The organism is Peribacillus sp. NPDC076916 (assembly GCF_050269675.1).
Lineage (GTDB): Bacteria > Bacillota > Bacilli > Bacillales > DSM-1321 > Peribacillus > Peribacillus aracenensis.
In genome coordinates this window covers 19,449-37,007 of sequence record NZ_JBNNIU010000003.1, presented here as the reverse complement: position 1 = coordinate 37,007, position 17,559 = coordinate 19,449, and the positions used below count along the sequence as shown (strand labels likewise).

15 protein-coding genes are annotated in these 17,559 nt (G+C 44.2%); 10 read left to right on the top strand and 5 right to left on the bottom strand.

What is annotated here, in order from left to right; translation table 11 throughout:
* Both ACQKFG_RS09670 and ACQKFG_RS09665 read right to left on the bottom strand, forming a co-directional pair.
* A complete protein-coding gene (locus tag ACQKFG_RS09670; protein ID WP_427558323.1) occupies nt 1–1,509 on the bottom strand; it encodes an amidohydrolase family protein in 1,509 nt (502 codons plus the stop codon).
* Between the two features lie 66 nt (nt 1,510–1,575).
* Nucleotides 1,576–3,132 carry a glutathione ABC transporter substrate-binding protein gene (locus ACQKFG_RS09665; protein ID WP_192206510.1) on the bottom strand — a complete coding sequence of 519 codons (1,557 nt, stop codon included), beginning with the start codon at nt 3,130–3,132 and terminating at the stop codon, nt 1,576–1,578.
* 209 nt (nt 3,133–3,341) lie between these two features.
* Here ACQKFG_RS09665 and nikC point away from each other — a divergent pair, with 209 nt between their 5' ends.
* The 7 genes from nikC (at nt 3,342) to ACQKFG_RS09630 (ending at nt 10,081) form a co-directional block, all read left to right on the top strand.
* Complete coding sequence (gene nikC, locus ACQKFG_RS09660; protein WP_427558319.1) at nt 3,342–4,244, top strand: nickel transporter permease; 903 nt, start codon at nt 3,342–3,344, stop codon at nt 4,242–4,244.
* A gap of 12 nt (nt 4,245–4,256) precedes the next feature.
* Nucleotides 4,257–5,177: a nickel ABC transporter permease gene (gene nikB, locus ACQKFG_RS09655; protein ID WP_387549037.1), complete on the top strand. Its 921-nt coding sequence runs from the start codon at nt 4,257–4,259 to the stop codon at nt 5,175–5,177.
* Nucleotides 5,178–5,189: 12 nt separating this feature from the next.
* Complete coding sequence (locus ACQKFG_RS09650; RefSeq protein WP_427558317.1) at nt 5,190–6,212, top strand: ABC transporter ATP-binding protein; 1,023 nt, start codon at nt 5,190–5,192, stop codon at nt 6,210–6,212.
* On the top strand, nt 6,212–7,201 hold the full coding sequence (locus ACQKFG_RS09645; RefSeq protein WP_427558315.1) for an ABC transporter ATP-binding protein: 990 nt from the start codon (nt 6,212–6,214) through the stop codon (nt 7,199–7,201). Before ACQKFG_RS09650 ends, ACQKFG_RS09645 begins: the two co-directional genes overlap by 1 nt.
* 88 nt (nt 7,202–7,289) lie before the next feature.
* Entirely contained in the window at nt 7,290–8,057 is a 768-nt protein-coding gene (locus ACQKFG_RS09640; RefSeq protein ID WP_427558313.1) for a sensor histidine kinase, read from the top strand.
* The gene (locus ACQKFG_RS09635) at nt 8,054–8,752 is read left to right on the top strand and encodes a response regulator transcription factor (protein ID WP_427558310.1); all 699 of its coding nucleotides are present in this window, start codon (nt 8,054–8,056) and stop codon (nt 8,750–8,752) included. The genes ACQKFG_RS09640 and ACQKFG_RS09635 overlap by 4 nt, the downstream gene beginning before the upstream one ends.
* Nucleotides 8,753–8,755: 3 nt before the next feature.
* Nucleotides 8,756–10,081: a sodium:solute symporter family transporter gene (locus ACQKFG_RS09630; protein WP_427558307.1), complete on the top strand. Its 1,326-nt coding sequence runs from the start codon at nt 8,756–8,758 to the stop codon at nt 10,079–10,081.
* 59 nt (nt 10,082–10,140) lie between these two features.
* Here the strand turns inward: ACQKFG_RS09630 and ACQKFG_RS09625 are convergent, their stop codons facing one another.
* The gene (locus ACQKFG_RS09625; protein WP_192206517.1) at nt 10,141–10,728 is read right to left on the bottom strand and encodes an NAD(P)H-dependent oxidoreductase; all 588 of its coding nucleotides are present in this window, start codon (nt 10,726–10,728) and stop codon (nt 10,141–10,143) included.
* 118 nt (nt 10,729–10,846) lie between these two features.
* On the opposite strand from ACQKFG_RS09625, the gene ACQKFG_RS09620 reads away from it, so the two are divergent.
* Nucleotides 10,847–11,275 (top strand): MarR family winged helix-turn-helix transcriptional regulator, encoded by a 429-nt coding sequence (locus ACQKFG_RS09620; RefSeq protein WP_427558304.1) that lies wholly within the window; start codon nt 10,847–10,849, stop codon nt 11,273–11,275.
* A 90-nt stretch (nt 11,276–11,365) separates the two neighbouring features.
* Here the strand turns inward: ACQKFG_RS09620 and ACQKFG_RS09615 are convergent, their stop codons facing one another.
* On the bottom strand, nt 11,366–12,823 hold the full coding sequence (locus ACQKFG_RS09615; RefSeq protein ID WP_427558301.1) for a protein adenylyltransferase SelO: 1,458 nt from the start codon (nt 12,821–12,823) through the stop codon (nt 11,366–11,368).
* A gap of 579 nt (nt 12,824–13,402) precedes the next feature.
* Here ACQKFG_RS09615 and ACQKFG_RS09610 point away from each other — a divergent pair.
* Nucleotides 13,403–13,843 (top strand): CoxG family protein, encoded by a 441-nt coding sequence (locus ACQKFG_RS09610; protein ID WP_427558298.1) that lies wholly within the window; start codon nt 13,403–13,405, stop codon nt 13,841–13,843.
* A gap of 1,017 nt (nt 13,844–14,860) precedes the next feature.
* Nucleotides 14,861–15,553 (top strand): FHA domain-containing protein, encoded by a 693-nt coding sequence (locus ACQKFG_RS09605; RefSeq protein WP_192206521.1) that lies wholly within the window; start codon nt 14,861–14,863, stop codon nt 15,551–15,553.
* A gap of 72 nt (nt 15,554–15,625) precedes the next feature.
* On the opposite strand, the gene ACQKFG_RS09600 is transcribed toward ACQKFG_RS09605, so the two are convergent.
* On the bottom strand, nt 15,626–17,428 hold the full coding sequence (locus tag ACQKFG_RS09600; RefSeq protein WP_427558294.1) for a hypothetical protein: 1,803 nt from the start codon (nt 17,426–17,428) through the stop codon (nt 15,626–15,628).
* Nucleotides 17,429–17,559 lie beyond the last annotated feature (131 nt).

Below are 17,559 nucleotides of genomic sequence, written 5' to 3'. Positions count from 1 at the left end.
TTATTCCCCTTTCACCATCGCGGCAGCATCTTCTCTTTCGTCATATCGCCTTTCATCTACATATGCCCTGGCATGGCCCCAGAAATATTTCGTCGGTTGCATATACTTTTCGAGCCCCGCCCGCTTTATCGTTGAAAAGGCCTCCTCATTCGCTTCATCAAGCACTGTACTTTCATGGACCGTCCGTACATTCCTCCCTTCCATGATCAATTTCCCATCCACGATGACATGCTCCACATCATTCGCCACTGCTTGAAATACAAGCCGGTGAACATGCATGAATTCAGGTGTCAGGTGAGGCTGATGCAGATTGACCGTAATGACATCCGCTTTTTTCCCGATCTCAAGGGAGCCTATTTCATCATCCCAGCCAATGCATTTCGCGGCATCTATCGTGATCATTTCCAACAGCTTGCCTGGCGGTAAATAATAGTAGTCCCTAAGTGCTGCCTGGTGAACGAACTGTGTTTTCCTCATTGCCTGAAACATATCGAAACTTGTGGAAGGGGAAGTCCCATCCGTGGAGATTGCCACAGTTGCACCCATCTCCAATAATTCAGTTATCGGGGTACGGGCATGAACCTGGCCAAATCCAGGTGATGCACTGACGTTGGTACCTGTTTCTGCCAGTATTCTTGCCTCATCGAAGGAAATGCCCCGACAGTGCTGTAAATGGACATCCGGACCCAATAGGGCATTTTCCTTATCCTGTATCGCTAAATGAATCATCCCGCCAAAGGCATCAGAGTGAATGCGTGTATTATATTTCCTGGCAATCTCCCTAATTTTCTTCGCTTGATAAAGGTCATGATCATTCAGCCCATAAAGTCTGTCAGGAGATGTGGGATTGGAGGGATCCACGGATGTCACGATGACAAATGGCGTAATGAACGCTCTGGTGCGGTCTTCATTCGCATGGTTCAGCGCCTCGATTACAGCTTCCGCCCCCTGTAGCACCTCTTCATAGGTAACTTCCTTCACCACCCTCTCTCCGTCAATCCACCGGCTGAATGAATGGGGCCATGGAGGGTTACAAGGCCCTGTGCATACCACTTCCCTGATCCCCACTTCGGCGTATGCTTTTGCATGATTGATGGCAAAAATCGGTTCATCGGACCGCGGCATGGATCCTAACACGCTCACCCCGGTTGTCACGCCCGCCTTTAATCTCTCAAGTGAGGATAGCTTTCCTTCGTAATACCAAAAGTCATCTGTAACAAAATGCTTATACGCATTCGTCATGATGGGCATCCAAAAATCAATATTTTCCATTGCGATCGTTTTGAACATGGAATGCCCCCCATGCCCATGAACATCTATCAATCCCGGCAATATGCATTGATGGCTGCAATCGATGACTTTTACAGCCTCATACTGCAATTTCAGTTTTTCGCTTGAATCAACGGCTAAAATCCTTCCTTGATGTATGGCGACGGCGCCATCCGGCAGAATTCTCCTGTTTTGATCCATGGTTATCACGGTCCCATGGATTAGCAATAAATCGATCATATTTTCCCCTCCTAATTGAGAAGACAGCATAACATCCTTATGCTGCCTTCCTTTTGTGATGAATGCCTACTTCACGGTTACGTCATCAAGCATTAAATAATTTGCCGGATTCAGCCAAAGCCCTTTAACCGTTTCGCCATATACGGCCAAGTGTTCATAGTTACGGATCGGAACATATGGAACTTCTTCCCTTTCAATTGCTTGTGCCTTGGAATATAGTTCCTTACGTTTATCGCCATCCGATTCTTTACGTGCATTTTCAATCAATTCATCCACTTCCGGGTTGCTGTAGAATGCACTATTTCCCGCAGCACCTTGGGATTTGCTATTGAAAAGATTGAATTGATTATAATCTCCATCGCCAGTGGCATTGCCCCAGCCGCCTATCGCTACCTGGTGCTCGCCCTTGGCTGTCGCGTCAATGTAAGCCCCATACTCAAGGACTTGAATCTTGACCTTGATTCCGATTCCTTTTAACTGGGATTGAATCACCTCGGCCATATTGATCCTTTCCTTACGATCACTCGTCGTCAGTGTAAACTCCAAACCATCCTTGACACCCGCTTCAGTCAAAAGCTTCTTCGATTCATTAATATCATAGTCGTAGCCTTTTATATCCGGGTCATATCCAAACACCTTTGGGCTCATTGTCGAATTTGCCCTCGTACCGATGTCGTTATAAACCCCTTTGATAATGGAATCCACCTCGATGGCATGAGCGACCGCCTTGCGGACCCGCACATCATCAAAAGGTTTTTTCTTAACATTGAAGCTTAAGTATTCAACGGCAAGTCCCTCCGTGCGATATAAATCCATCGTGCCCGAAGCTTCGATCCTATCAATCTCCGTCACCGGCACTTGATCTGTCACATGTGCTTCACCCGTTTCAATCATCGCGATCCTCGTGGCATCTTCAGGAACAACCTTGAATACCACTCCATCGATCTTAGGCTTATCCCCCCAGTAATCCTTGTTTTTCGAAAGTGTGATTTCTTCACCAGGCTTCCACGATTTAAACACGAATGGCCCTGTCCCAACGGGGTTTTGAGCTAATTTGTCACTATTTTCCTTAATCGCTTTAGGGCTGATGATGCTTCCTTCATTACTCACTAAAATCGATAACAGCGGAGCATAAGGATATTTCAGCTTGAATTGTACAGTCGTTTCGTCAACGACTTTAATTTCTTTGATCATTTCCAATTTACCAGCCTGCGGCGAAGCTGTTGCCGGGTCCAGTATCCTGTCGAAATTGGTTTTCACCGCTTCGGCATTGAATGGGGCCCCATCATGGAATTTGACTCCCTCCTGCAATTTGAACTCCCACGTGACATCATCCAGCTGTTTCCACTCTTTTGCGAGCAGCGGTTTAGGATTCATGTTTTTGTCAGGAACGACCAATGTTTGATAAACCTTTTCATAAATGACGTTTGCCGATGGAATGTCTGTTATGAAATGAGGGTCCAAGGTGGTCGCATCAGATAATCGCGCGACGATCAGCGTTCCTCCTTCTTTCGCTTTTTCCTCTGTTTCCTTGCTGCCGGTTTGTTCTGTTGCACACCCTGATAAAACGGATGAGATGCCTAATAAAGAGGCAAAAAGCAACCCAATCATACCTTTTCTCATTCTATTTCCTCCCTTTTCATCCTCCCTTTGTTTCTCCAAGTGACGTTCAACTATGGGTACATCGGGCTTATGTAAATTATAAAAAAAAATGAAATTCGATATTTTCAGAATCTTTACTCTTTTTTTAATTATCTTTACTGCTTTTCCGCAGCATATTTACTTCAATTCCTTTTTTGAATAAATTGAATGAAAGAAAAGGAGGAAGTCCAATGAAGCCAGAGGTCGTAATCAATCATAACGAATTGAATGTAAACGAAAGAAAATCTCCGAAACTAAGACACTGGAAAGCCTTTTATAAAAAATTCAAACGAAATAAATTGGCATTGGTGGGCGGGTACATCGTACTTTTTTATATTTTATTGGCTATCTTTGCACCTTTGATCTCACCGCAGGATCCGTATGAAATTGATCTGGTCAACAAACTCCAGCCTCCGTCAGTCGAACATTTGATGGGTACGGATGATAAGGGAAGGGATATTTTAAGCAGATTATTATATGGGACAAGGCTTTCATTAACGGTCGGGTTTGTCTCTGTATTCTTCGGGGCGTTCATTGGGATACTCCTCGGGTTAACAGCTGGTTATTACGGAAAATGGATCGATACCGTCATCATGAGGATTGTCGATGTTCTGCTGGCTTTCCCGGGAATTTTGCTTGCTCTTGCCATCATCAGTGCCCTTGGTCCAAGTTTAATCAATGTAATGGTAGCGGTCGGCGTCTTTTCCATACCGATGTTTGCCCGGATTGTACGCGGTTCCACATTGTCAGTCAGGAAGCTGGAATATATCGATGCCATTCGTGCATTGGGAGCCACTGATATCACGATCATATGCAAGCATATTTTTCCGAATATTCTATCACCCGTTATTGTTCAAGCCACATTACGTCTGGCAACGGCCATTCTATCGGCAGCCGGATTATCATTTCTGGGACTGGGAGCCCAGCCGCCCTCTCCAGAATGGGGAGCGATGCTGAGCAGCGGTCGGGATTATTTGTTCAGCGCCCCCCACATCGCTTTGTTTCCGGGGATAGCGATATCAACACTGGTACTTGGTTTCAACATCTTCGGGGATGGACTTAGAGATGCCCTGGATCCAAGAATGAAAAAATAAGGAGGAGAGAAAATGTTCGTATTTATTATCCGACGGGTACTTCAAACCATACCGGTATTACTGGGAGTAAGTCTTGTTGTGTTCCTCATCATGCAAATGGTCCCTGGAGATCCGGCAACACTGCTTGCAGGTGAAGGAGCGACTAAAGAAACGATTGAATCGCTGCGGCATGAGCTTGGCTTGGATCGTCCAATCCTCTATCAGTACGTCGACTATATCCTCCATGCGGTTCAAGGTGACTTCGGGGAATCTCTCCGCAGCAGCCGCCCTGTTTTGGACGAAATCATGGTCCGTTTGCCCATCACCCTTGAATTGGCACTTGCCAGCATTTTCATAACCGTCGTCCTTGGAATGATTGCAGGAATCATCTCGGCCACCAAGCAATACTCGGCAGCTGACATTTCCATCATGATCGTTGCTTTACTGGGAATCTCGTTACCTAGTTTTTGGCTGGGCCTCATGCTTATCTACTTCTTTTCCGTGAACCTTCATTTGTTTCCGGTTTCAGGTTGGGGAACTTTCAGCCACATGGTACTCCCAGCCATAACGCTTGGGGCCGGCGGAGCGGCCATTGTCGCCAGGATGACCAGGTCGAGCATGCTTGAAGTCGTTCGCCAGGACTACATCCGGACCGCAAGAGCCAAGGGATTAAAGGAATATATCATCATTTATAAACATGGCCTGAAAAATGCGCTTATCCCCGTCATTACAGTCGTTGGCCTCCAGTTCGGTGCACTCCTTGGCGGCACAGTATTGACAGAGTCCGTTTTTGCCATCAATGGACTTGGGAGATTGATAGTCGATGCAATCAGAACAAGGGATTTGCCGATGGTCCAAGGCGGGGTCCTCATCGCTTCCGTTATCTTCGTATTCATGAATTTAGCAGTGGATGTCCTCTATCGATACTTTAACAAAAGAATAGACTTGAACTAAGGAGGTATGATGATGAAACAGGTTGATGATAAAATACTGGAGGTAAAAAATCTGCAAACCCACTTTTTCACTGACGAAGGAACGAGTAAAGCAGTAAACGGAATCAGTTTCTCCCTTAATAAAGGGGAAACGCTTGGAATCGTCGGGGAGTCGGGAAGCGGGAAAAGCATAACATCACTATCATTATTAAGGCTCATTCCATCTCCGCCCGGCAAGATTGCCGGTGGCAGCATCCTTTTTAAAGGGGAGGATTTGCTTGCGAAGTCTGAAAAACAGATGCGGTCCATACGCGGCAATGAAATTTCGATGATATTTCAGGAGCCGATGACATCATTGAATCCCGTATATCCAGCGGGCGAGCAAATTGCGGAAGCGATCCGGCTCCATCAAAAGCTGGGAAAAAAGGAAGCATGGACTAAAGCGGTCGACATGCTTCGGCTCGTCGGCATCCCCTCACCCGAAAAAAGGGCAAAACAGGAGCCGCATGAGCTAAGCGGCGGAATGAGGCAAAGGGTCATGATTGCCATGGCACTTGCCTGCCACCCTGAGGTTCTAATAGCGGATGAACCTACAACAGCACTGGATGTGACGATCCAAGCCCAAATCCTTGAACTGATCAAGACGCTGCAAAAGGATTTCGGGACGGCTGTCATTTTGATCACCCATGATTTGGGTGTCGTATACGAAACCTGTGACCGGGTTGCCGTCATGTACGCAGGAAAAATCGTCGAATACACTTTGGCCAAGGAAATTTTCACAAACCCAAAACATCCATACACCATTGGCTTATTGAACTCCCTTCCGCGTCTGGACATGGACCAGGAAGAACTGGCTACAATCCCCGGGACCGTTCCAAGTCCTTACAACATGCCCAAGGGCTGCAGCTTCGCTCCCCGCTGTGCACATGCGAGGGGCATTTGTGAACAGGCCGTTCCGGATCTCCAGGCTATCGGCCCCAGCACCGAGGTCAGCTGCTGGATGTACACCCCACAATGGGAGAAGGAATATGATGCTCAAGAGAAGGTGGGAATGTAATGATGGGTGTAACAGCTGCAGAGAAAAAGGTTCTGCTTAAAGTGGATCAATTAAAACAATACTTTCCGATCAAGGGCGGTTTTTTCGGAAGGACCATCAATCATGTAAAAGCCGTTGATGACATTACCTTCGATATCCATCAGGGCGAGACCTTAAGCATAGTCGGCGAATCCGGCTGCGGAAAATCGACTACCGGAAGGGCCATCCTTCGATTGGATGAACCAACAAGCGGGAGCATTCACTTTCAGGATAAGGATTTACTGAGTTTAGGAAAAAAGGAAATGAGGCGTACCAGGAAGGATCTGCAAGTCATTTTTCAAGATCCATTCGCCTCCCTTAATCCGAGACAGACGATCGGCCAAATTCTCAGAGAAGCTTTGGCCATCCAAAATGTAGTACCTAAAGAAAACCGGAAGAGCCGGATTGAAGAATTGTTGGGACATGTCGGGCTGAGACCGGAGTCCATGGAAAGATACCCGCATGAATTCAGCGGCGGCCAGAGACAGCGGGTCGGCATTGCAAGGGCTCTTGCAGTGGACCCAAAATTGATCATATGTGACGAAGCTGTATCTGCACTGGATGTCTCCATTCAAGCGCAAGTGCTGAATTTATTGAAATCCTTACAGCGCCAGTTCGACCTTACCTTCCTTTTCATCTCACATGATTTAGGCGTGGTCAGGCATATCTCGGATCGGGTAATGGTCATGTATCTTGGAAAGATAGTCGAAATAGCCGATAAAAAGTCCATTTTCGAACAGCCGCAGCATCCATATACAAGGGCATTGCTATCGGCCATCCCAGTACCCAATCCTGTGCATGAAAGAGAACGGATCCTCTTGACGGGTGACGTACCCTCACCCATCGACCCTCCAAGCGGCTGCCGCTTCCATACACGGTGCCCATTTGTACAGGATATCTGCAAAACACAGCTGCCTGAACTAAAAAGATCGGCACAAAATCATCAAGTGGCTTGTCACATTGTGTCATAAGCTGTAGATTTCCGGAGGGGTCTTTAGTATGATACTAATAAACAGAATCATTCAAGTTATTTAAAAATATAACCAGCAGAGGTTCACCATGCTAAGTTACGAAGGATTCACATTAATTATCATGCTCTTCATTTTAGCTCCCATCATGGGGGCTATCGCTCTTTTATTTCTATTCATATTCGAGAAAAGGATCGACCTTCTTGAAAATAAAAACAAAGAGATCCGCTTGGAGCAAGCACTGCAAGAAGCACAGTATAATAAATTGAACCAGCAAATCCAGCCACACTTTTTGTTCAATACACTGAATGTCATACTGGGCTTGGCCCGCCTGAACAGGACGGCTGAATTGATACGGGCCTTAGAAGCATTTTCGCAATTCCTGAAATTCAAATATAAAGCATCAGAACCATTGATCCCCCTTTCCCAGGAAATCCAGTATACCCGGCATTATCTCGACATCCAGACCCTTCGCTTCGGTGACCGGCTCAAGATTGACATGGAGTGCCCAGAACCATTATCAATCGCACTGGTCCCCCCCTTCATCCTTCAGACATTGGTGGAGAATTCGTTTAAACACGGTTTGGAAAAAAAAGTGGGGGAAGCCCTGCTGCATATCCGGTTCCATCTGGATTCGCAGATGGTATATCTGGAAGTGGCGGATAATGGATTAATGGGAAATGAATCTTCCGTTACGGACGAAGGCGGCCATGGCCTGGATAATATCCAAAAACGTCTATATTTGTATTTTAATGACCGTGCACAATTGAATATAGCTTCTAATGAATCGGGAACTAAAGTAGAGGTATCATGGCCACTTGTTTTTGAAAAGAAATTGGAGGAGGCCGAGCCGGAATGAATGTATTATTAGTAGATGACGAACCATTGGTCCTTGAACAAATGGAATATATGATTCAGTCCATATACCCTTTTTGGACGTTTCATAAAGCTGCTGATGCCTGTCAGGCACTGACCCTCAACCAAAATCATAAAATCAACCTCGCTTTCCTGGATATTAATCTACCGGGGCGATCGGGTCTTGAATTTGGTGAAGACCTAAGGGCACTGAACAAAGAAGTCGAAATCATAATGGTGACCGCACATCAAAGTTTCGATTATGCCCAGCAATCCATCAGGATAGGCGTGGTTGATTATTTAACGAAACCCGTCATAGAAAGTGAACTGCATAAAGTCCTGGCCAAGTATGACAAAAGGGAATCTTCTCAAAACTATTCAACCCTTATTCACCATTCACTTTCATTCATTCACGAAAATTATGCCGAAAAACTTTCCCTTTCGGACATCGCTCGTGAAGTGCATACCAATCCTACTTATTTAAGCAGGAAATTCCATGAGGAAGTCGGCACTTCCTTTTCGGAATATTTAATGCACTATAGAATAAAGGCCGCTAAAAGGGCCTTAACCAATAACGCCAGCTGGAGCATATCAGACGTCGCTGAAAACTCAGGTTTCAATAGCCAGCATTATTTCAGCACTTTATTCCGGAAGATAGAGGGAATCACGCCCAAGGAGTTCCGCGAGAAAGGAAAATGAACATTGCGATCACGTACATTTCAAGAATACGTACAAGGCCCCATCCAAATCGGGATGGGTTTAGGGATCATCTCCCTCCTGGCACGCTGGGTGACAGGAACCACGATACTATCCTCCCCAGAATCGATGGTGAAGTATGGAGTCTTCGGAGGGATCGGATATGCACTGATGGGAGCGATCGCCCTGTCCATGTTCAGCTTCATCGGGAAGCGGGTTCGGCAGGATTTCCCCGTGGGGCTGACCATCGGGGACTATTTAAAAGACCGGCTTCACCCCCTCGGATATTGGATATTGATCGTGATTCTGGTCATAACCAGTTTACACATCTTATTCATTCAGGGAATGGCCGCGTCCACCCTATGTCAGTTTCTTTTCGACACCCCGCTCTATGTCGGATTGTTCTTTTTTTTCGGTTTTTGTGTCCTTTATGCTGGATTCGGCGGGTTAAAGCTCATTCATGGATTCGCCGCTTTTCAAGTCATCTTCATGTTTGCCGCGGTAATCTTGATCCCTTTATACTTTTTCGTCAAGGAAGGGATTCAGCCTGTTTATGATGGGATTCGTTTATACCATCCATACATGCTCGTAATCAATAAGTATGATCTATGGAGTTTTCTTTTAGCAGGACTTCTTGTCGGGTTCGGCCAGTTTTTCTTTGATCTGACATCATGGCAGCGATTATTCATGATGGAAATGAAAAAGGTTCCCTTAACATTCTCTTTATCCGGCCTTATCTGGATCATATTCCCGCTCTCCTTTTCTTCCCTGTTCATCATGGTCATCTTTACGGGCGGCTTCACTGATATACACTCGATCCTGGATGGATTGGCAAACAAAATAACGACACCATTCTTTTTCATCCTTTTTGTGCTCTGCGCTTTCAGTGCAATCACCTCAACATTCGGTGCCTGCCTGCATTCATTGGTAAGCCTGATCGTAGCCAATATTCTTGAACCATTGAAAACAATAAAAAGCGACCAGCAAAAAATTAGGATGGCCTGCCTGCTTTCAATCTGTATTGGAGGATCGGTTTTCGTTGCTACACTCTTTTATTCCCCAAACCTTTTAGAGCTCTTATTTTATTCAGGCAATATATATTCGGCATTGCTGGCCCCAATCCTGGTCATCGTATTCAGTAAAGGGAAAGTCGCTGATTACATACCGATAAGTGCGGTCCTGGCCATTTTGGCTTCATACATCATCCGGCCTTATGTAAGTGAATTCCAAAGCATATGGTTCAGCGGATTGGCTTCATTGACGATCCTGGTGATTTGTATGATCCTTACCCTCATCAAGAACAAATGGAGGGTCGTGAAAACAAAACTATGAATACGGCCAACCCCATTCATTACGCATGAATGGGGTTCTTCTTTTTATCTCGTAATAACTTAGCTTGCCACCTTTCTGAAATACCGATAAACCTTTTCTAGCTTTTGAGTCTGTTTCCCCTTTGGGCTTTCCATATTTCCGAATTCGAAAAACTTCACTTTTTTGATTCCGACAAAATTGAATAACGCTCTTTTCATCAAGATTTTATGCGCATCATTCAACAAGAGAAGCGGATACTTTGCCGGTCCCTTCATCGTGGATACACATACGACCGACTTTCCCTTTAGGAGACCCTCCGGGAACAATCCCTTTTTATCCCTGTAGGCAAAATTCGCAGAAAATAATTGATCAATGTATCCCATCAGCATTGCCGGAGGCCTCCCCCACCAGATTGGATAGACAAAGACAATCTTGTCGGCCCAGGTAATTTGATTTCTATATTTTTCAAGCTGAGGATCACGATGCATATCACGCCTTCGTTTATGCTCATTGAACTCCAAGAGCGGATTGAAGCCCTCTTCATATAAATCCAATACCTGCAGCCCCTTTATGTTCGGGTTCTCCTTACTTCCTTTTATGACTTTTTCTAAAAAAGCATGGCTTAAGCTTTTTTGATTTGGATATGTGTAGATGACCAGCACGTTCATGACGTCCCCCCTATTACTTATCATTTGATAACAATCATATAACAGCGCCTTTTTTGTTGTCAAATGATAATTGTATTTTGATAACACTTTTGATATCTTCACAAGAGAGGTGAAAGCTATGGACAAAAAAGCCCTTTTTGAAAAAATGGTCACATTTACAACTTCCGTACATCAAGTGACACACGAATTGACCCAAAACGCCAAATCCGATTCAATCACGCCGGTACAATATAAAATTCTTGAATATATAACAGTCAGTCAGCCTGTCACACCAAGTGAAATCAGTGACTGTCAGCACATTTCCATGCCTAACACGAGCCGTGAACTGAAAAAATTAAGCGAAAAGAACTTAATTGAAAAAATAAGTGATTCGGAAGATAGACGGAAACAATGCATCCGCCTCTCCAAAGAGGGGGAAATGATGATGAACAAGGCTTTTGCAATCGTGGAATCCCGTTTCCAAAGCCGGCTGCAACATGCATCAAAGGAAGATTTAGCGGATATTGACCGTGCCCTGGACATTCTTCAAACAAAACTTTTTTACTAAATAAACAAAAATGGCTCCCGGGATTGAAGTTGACAAATAATCAACTTCAATCCCGGGAGCTCCTTCATAATCTCCATGCATGTTTTTTCATCAGGTACCGCAAAAGGTCCGGTATGGTTTTGTTGACTCAGGCAGTGCGGCGTATTCAGCTTGTTCCTCGCAATGTGCATAAGGATTTGCAAGAACAGCCAAAAGCCGTTCCATCACGCTGTAGTCCCCCTGTTCCACTGCCGCTTCCAACGCCTCTTCCACCCGGTGATTCCGTGGAATCACTGCAGGATTGCTGTTCTGCATCAACTGATTCGAAGCTTCTTTCGATTCCTTCTGCCTGCCCAGTCTCGCCTGCCAAAGCTCTTGCCACTGAGCGAATTCCGGTGTCCCGAATAGGACCGTATCCTCCACTTTATCAAAGGTCAAAGCACGGAATGTATTGGTATAGTCGGCACCATGCTTCTTCATCATACTGAGGATGCCATTAATAAGGGCTTCATCCTGAGTCTCTTCGTTGAATATTCCCAACTTCGCCCTCATTCCCGCTATCCAATTAGCGTGATACAGATCATTAAAAACAGAAATCTTATCTTGGGCAAGTGTAACGGCCTGATCTTGGTCATCATGCAGCAGCGGCAATAGGGACTCAGCAAATCGCGCAAGATTCCATCCCCCAATAACCGGCTGGTTGCCATAGGCATAGCGGCCTTGCCTATCAATTGAACTGAATACCGTTGCAGGGTCATAGGCATCCATGAAGGCGCATGGGCCATAATCGATGGTTTCCCCGCTGATCGTCATGTTGTCGGTGTTCATCACCCCATGAATGAAGCCAGCCAGCTGCCATTGGGCGATGAGCTCAGCCTGACGCTTGACCACTTCCTGCAGCAGCGAGAGATAACGGCTTTCATCGGCTTCGATATCTGGAAAATGACGCTTAATCGCATAGTCGGCAAGTGTCCGGAGTTCCTCGAGCGTGCCCCATTTTGCAGCGAATTGAAAGGTTCCAACACGAAGATGACTCGAAGCCACACGGGTCATGATGGCACCAGGCAGCCCGGTTTCACGGATTACCGTTTCACCTGTCGTCACAACTGCCAGACTTCTGGTGGTAGGAATGCCAAGCCCATGCATCGCCTCGCTGATGATGTATTCGCGCAGCATCGGTCCAAGTGCAGCCCGGCCATCGCCCCCGCGGGAGTATGGCGTTCTTCCTGGACCCTTCAGCTGGATATCGACCCTCTCTCCTTCTGGCAAGACCTGCTCGCCAAGCAATATCGCCCGGCCGTCCCCCAACATGTTAAAATGACCGAATTGATGCCCAGCATATGCTTGTGCAAGAGGCGAAGCACCTTCAGGAACCTCGTTTCCGGCAAACACCGCCACGCCCTCTTCTCCTTGTAGCTTTTTCACGTCCAAACCAAGAGTTCCAGCCAAACTCTCATTGAGAATGACCAACTCCGGTGAACGTACAGGAGTCGGGTTCGTGCTCGTGAAAAACTTTTCCGGAAGACGCGCATAGCTATTGTCTAAATTCCATCCTGTTTCATTAGTCATGGTTTCTCCTTTTCTTATTTTGACTTTTGTATAAAGGTTCATTCTCTCAAGATTCAGTTAAAACACGGTATAAAACTCGGTTGCAGTCCATTTTTTAATGTCTACTTCTAACAATTAATTATACCGTTTCTGCCTAAAAATGGCTCTTTTAAAGTTAGGTTAAATCCGTGACGCCCCGGGATTTTATAAAACGATTGGAAAAACGCCACCCCTCATCGGTTCCTTAGACCCCGTATTCTTCAAACATTTAACGAAACGAAGATCATTTCTTTACTTCTGGGTTTAATAGGTCAACGAAAAATGAAAAACCTTTCGTTTCATAATTGGCAACTAAACTATGAAGGGTAGATCTGAAATAAAGTCACATGTTTTCAAAAAAGTTGCGACGTTTCACCCCCTTTGATGTTTATCTAAAGGGGTGTTATTTGGATTGGAAAATTTTGATTCCACAAAAAATCGGGGGATTGGAAGAAGGAAATCTATGTATAATTAGTGATGTAAGTTTATGCTTTTTTATGTAATAATTATTTTGTAGTAATGTAAAGTTACAATTCATACATAGTGAAGGTGGGGATCATAATGGCAACGGGAACGCATGCTGCAGTAGTTCCAGTAGATGTACAAGCAGTTTGGGATTATGTCAGTGATCTCGAAAAATGGGCAACGGCAGTACCAGCCTATAAAGAACATGAAATCTTAAATGACAAGCAATCTATTTGGACATTTGAAGGTAGTGTGAAAGGTATTAAAAAAACAATACAAGCGCAGGTAGATATTACCGAATGGAATGAACCTTCAAATATTAAGTTTGAACTGAAAGGTTTATCAGATAATTTCACAGGAAGCGGCCACTTTACTGCAGAAGATGTTAATGGTAAAACACTAATGACTTGTACGGTGGAAGTCCATGCAGGCGGATTATCTGGTGCGGTGTTAACACCAATTATTAAATGGGCTGTTCCAAAAGTAGCATCTCGTTTAACAGAATCCATCGCACGTAAAATTGCAGTATTCTCATAGTTTTCAAAGATTGAAAGCCAATTCATTTTGGAGATGCCTTCTCTGAAGTATAGAGGGTAACATTCTGAAGTGACCAATGTAATGCTATGGATTTCTATTAGAAATTTTATAATTAACGGAAAGGGGGCTGTCCAAAAAAGGATGGCCTCTTTTTTTTTTCAATATTCCAGAGTCGGGCGCCATAATGGCATAAAACCACAAAAATCATCAAAATTTTTTATGGAAATCTCATACTTGTCTAAAAAGAGTAACTCCCATCCCGAACCATGATTTTAAAGAAGACTTGATTACCCTTCATGTTTTTTCACTTTTTTATATAGTTACAATTTCATCATGAAACCACACAAGGGGATAAAATCATTTTTCATCAAAAAAAGCCTGCCATCGATTCGGCGGGCTTTTTTATATCATCCATGATTCTCTCAAACAGGTGAACAGAAACTTGCTAATCGTGTGGAGGATTCATGTTTTCTGAATGCACCCCACCTTTTTCTGTCCGCTTCCCTCCCGCTTCGTCTCCTATATCCCTCTTTCAATCCAATATATGCTTAATTCAGTAAAGTCAGGCTAATAAAGGCAATGCCAAATATACAGTACAGAATGAGGGTAAAGGGCTGGGGAAAAATAATATATACTATCATACTAATGATCATCAACAGGATGCTGAAGGCATTTATCCTATCTCTCCACATACTCACCTTTGGTCAACTCCTTTTCCACAAGCGTAAGGTACATTTTCATCGCAAACTTCTTCCGGTGCTGCCTGGCCGGCTTTGAGGAAGCACTTCTCCCACAGTCAAAGCGAGCATCAGCAAAAATAGAGTTTCTTCTTCATCCTTCATTCCACTTTGTTATAATGGCTTTGTGCCTAATTTGCATTTTTTCATTTTTCGTTAGTAAGTAAGCGACTGATAATTTATAATTATAAAATTGAACCCGCTAAACAGCCATGTAGCCAAAATGATAAATCTATAAAAATAGTTTTAATATTCAGACTTTTTAAGGGGTATGAAGTGAATGATCTATAAAACTTTCAAGGTTGTATTAAGAGCCTTGCACAAAGGCCAAACAGAGGAATTCGCTTATGTTTTTGAAGGGAAAAGCTTGCTGATCGGCCGTGCAAGCCAGCACTCCAAAGCTGATTTCAAGCTTTACAATGACTTCGTTTCCAGGGAACATTGCCGGATTTATATGGAGGAGGGACAGCTCTTCATTGAGGATTTGGCAAGCAAACACGGTACCTCGGTGAACCAGATGCCGCTCGTACCGGGCAATCCCTGTCGCATTGAGCCGGGAGATTCGATTACTTTGATAAATGGACTGATTGAATTCATGATTTCCATCGACAACGATTTAACAAGGGATTTCACTCCGGTGAACCCCGAGTTCCAGCAAACCGTCACTATCAATGAGCACCTTCAGACCGTGATCATCAATGAAGAAGCACCCATTAAAATGCCGACAAAGGAATTCAATTGCTTTAAGCTGCTTTATGAAAATTTGGACAACCTAATTTCAAAGGAAGAGATTGTCCAGCAAGTATGGCCAGAGAGAGTCGGTGATCCCGAGCAAATTGTGACGGCAGAAGAAATCGCTTCACTGCTGTACCGGGTGCGGAAACGGATAAATGTGCACTTCGCAATAAAAGCCGTCATTCAAAAAGGATATTATATGGAATCCATCCATTCATTCAATCTATCGGACTTATAATGACAATCATTCGAAGACATGAAAAAAAGCATTGCTGATAACAATGCTTTTTTTCATGCTTCAATCATGCTTTTATTTCTTCGGTAAGTCCAGATTCGTGAATTGATCGACTGGAACGATGTCTTCTTCCATATCCATCACCTTCAGCACAACCCGGTCCCCTACATTCGTCAACACAACATCGGATAGCTCATTGACTCCAGGGTCCACCGAGAATCTCTTGGCATTGCCTTCTACAATTAAATAGAATACGTATCCATTTGAAAGATTGGCATCATTGATCCTTGTCACTTTCCCCTTTATTTCTTTCATCTCAAATCCTTTTTGAGGCGTCACACCGCTGACTTTCCCTAAAGAGGCAATCAGCTTTTTATAATTGCGGAAAGCTTCGTCTTTCGTTTTCCCAAAGACCACTTGGGGGTTATCACTATTGGCGTAAACGATCGCCACACCTTGGAACTTGCTGCCCTTTGTAACCGGAATCACATAAGTGGGAGCACCGTAAATCGTATAGAAAATTCCATTAGTGGCTTTCCACCCTGGATATTTTGACAAAAACTCACTCGCATTTGCGTTGGACTTTGCTTCCTTACCAGTCAGAACGGACGTGACGCCTTTATAGTACGTCATTTCACCGGTTTTGGCATTGAAAACACCATAACCTACAAGGGTTTTGGAGTTGCCTTTTGATTTAGCCCTGGTGAAGTCCACTACATAAATCAATTCGCCTTTTTCGTTAAACGTAACTTGCATATTATCCTCATTAGGAATCAGGACATCTTTCTTCGGCCCAATCAAGGACTGGTTCTTCCACCCATGAATATATTTTCCCCAGTAGGTCCAATATTCCAGTGCTGTTTCCAATGTGTATGTCCGATCTACCCATTTAGGTTCTTTTCCCTTAGGATAGTATTTCGTGTCCCCCGTTTCCGGATTCACCAATACGACCCCGTCCACTACGGGACCGCTGCGATATTTCAAATAATGTCCGACTGAAGCTACGAAGAAAGGCTTTCCATCTTCGTTCGGTTCCAAATATGAATCATGGATGATTTTATTCGGATAGGCCTTGCGGATCGTTCTTTCCAAATCATGATCGAGGTACTGTGAGGGGGCATACAGCATCTTCCCTTTGACAGTACTTGCCCCTTTATCCGTCGATACGGCGGAAATCAGATTATAACCTGGTGTGTATTCCGCTTTCCCCGCTTTCAAAAAACCGTCCATTTCAATGGGTGATGTATAAGCTAATTCACCATTGATATTGGTTAGACGGTATTCGCCTTCAGTGAAATATGATGCATTTTCTATTTTATTAATCGCTGCATCGCCTTTTGCGTCAGCCATTTTCACTGTAACAAGCGGCATGGTTTTTATATCTTGAACTTCTTCCAGCTCTTTTTTCTTATCGACTTTCGCCAGTCCATGCAGATCAGCGGCAAAAGTGATGGGGTAAAACAGCATGATGACCCATGCTGCTATTAAAACGACACCTAGCAAACTGTTGAAATGTACGTTCCAAGGTATTTTTGCTTGCTTTGCTGCTTCATTTCCCCTCCGATTCCGTCGGGTGCTTGAAGATTCACTGGCACTGTACACATAAATTCTTGAATCGATGATGAGAATGAGCCCAAGTATAAGGGCAAAACTCGAAAAGAATGCAGCGGCAGTGAGATCCAGCAGCATGATATCGATAACGAAAAAAAGTATGGCAGCAGAAACTAAAAGTCTCAGCACCTGTTCAATGAAAAAAGGTATCTCCTTTTTGGTGATTGCGTTTGTCCATCTCTGCGGAATCAAGGAAAGCCCCAATATGGCAATTGGCACCTTCAATAAAATTCCTTTCAAGATGAAAACGAGTAGTGAAATTATCATAGTTTTAAAAATCTCTCCTTGTCATGTGCGTTTCCATATACCCATTTTATCACTTTTGTACAACTATTTTACTATTTTTTTATATATCGAAATAACGTAAAAAAACTACCAATATTATTTACTCCAACGAT